General features: G+C 73.3%; 2 protein-coding genes. One reads left to right on the top strand and one right to left on the bottom strand.

Going from position 1 to position 1,021, the window contains the following annotated elements:
- The coding region (locus ABZ641_RS39385; protein ID WP_359989564.1) for a VOC family protein at positions 1-313 on the top strand (313 nt) is incomplete at its 5' end.
- 106 nt (positions 314-419) lie between these two features.
- Here ABZ641_RS39385 and ABZ641_RS39380 read toward each other — a convergent pair.
- Positions 420-1,021, bottom strand: a 602-nt coding sequence (locus tag ABZ641_RS39380; RefSeq protein WP_359989562.1) for an LURP-one-related family protein, incomplete at its 5' end; no start/stop codon positions are given.

Raw genomic sequence — 1,021 nt, 5'->3', positions numbered from 1 at the left:
CGCCGAGGCCGACCGGGCCTTCGTCCGGGACGTCCTCGGGTTCCCCGGGGTCGACGCGGGCGGCGGCTGGCTGATCTTCGGACTGCCGCCGGCCGAGCTCGCCGTCCACCCCACCGAGGGCGGGGCCTCGCACGAGCTGTACCTGATGTGCGAGGACCTCGACGCCCTGCTCGGCGAACTCCGCGCCCGCGGTGTCGGGATCGCCCGCGAGCCGAGTGACCGGGGCTGGGGCCGGCTCGCCGCGATCCGCCTCCCGAGCGGTGCGGAACTCGCGGTGTACGAGCCGCGGCATCCCACGGCCCACGGTCGCTGAGCAGCCTCCTCCCGGCGCCGCGGGACGGCGGGAATCCTGCCGCACGGCCGCCGGCGGGAACCCCGCCGCGGTGCCGGACGGCGGGCGTCCCGCCGCGGTGCCGGTCTCAGTCGCCCGGGTGGGCCATGGAGTCGATGGCCACGGCCGCTGCCAGGACGGTGGTGTGGTCGGCGTCCGGGCCGATGTCCACGGCGTAGGTGTCGCGGACCCGGAACCACTTCTTCGAGACCTCGGCGATCTTGTAGCCGTCGCGCTCGATGGTGTACTCGTGGTCGACCACGTTGCCGTCCACGGTGAGGTCGTCGCCGTCCTCCTGCTTGATCGTCCACCGGTCGCGGACGGGGCTGATCACGGCCTTCTTGACGACGGCGACCCGGTGCCCCTCGGCGTCGTCGATCGCCATCGAGTCCTTGATCCGCAGCGGCCGGCTCTGCACGGTCGCCACCCGGTGGCCCTGCCCGTCCTCCAGGTGGAAGGTACGGCGGGCGCGGAGCGCCTTGCCGTCGACCTTGTAGACGTGGTCACCGGACTCGTCGTCGATCCAGTAGTCGTCGCCGATCGACACCATCTTCTGCTGCATGCGGTACCGGGTCACGCCGTCGCCGTGGTCGAAGGCGCGGTTGGCCTCCCGGCGTTCCCGTCGTTCCTGGAACATCGTGCCGTCCTTTCGGGCCCCGCCGCCGGGCGCGGCGGCGGGCGAGGATCCGT

Origin of the sequence: Kitasatospora sp. NPDC007106 (assembly GCF_040634455.1) — a bacterium.
Lineage (GTDB): Bacteria > Actinomycetota > Actinomycetes > Streptomycetales > Streptomycetaceae > Kitasatospora > Kitasatospora arboriphila.
This window is presented reverse-complemented; position numbering and strand designations above follow the sequence as displayed.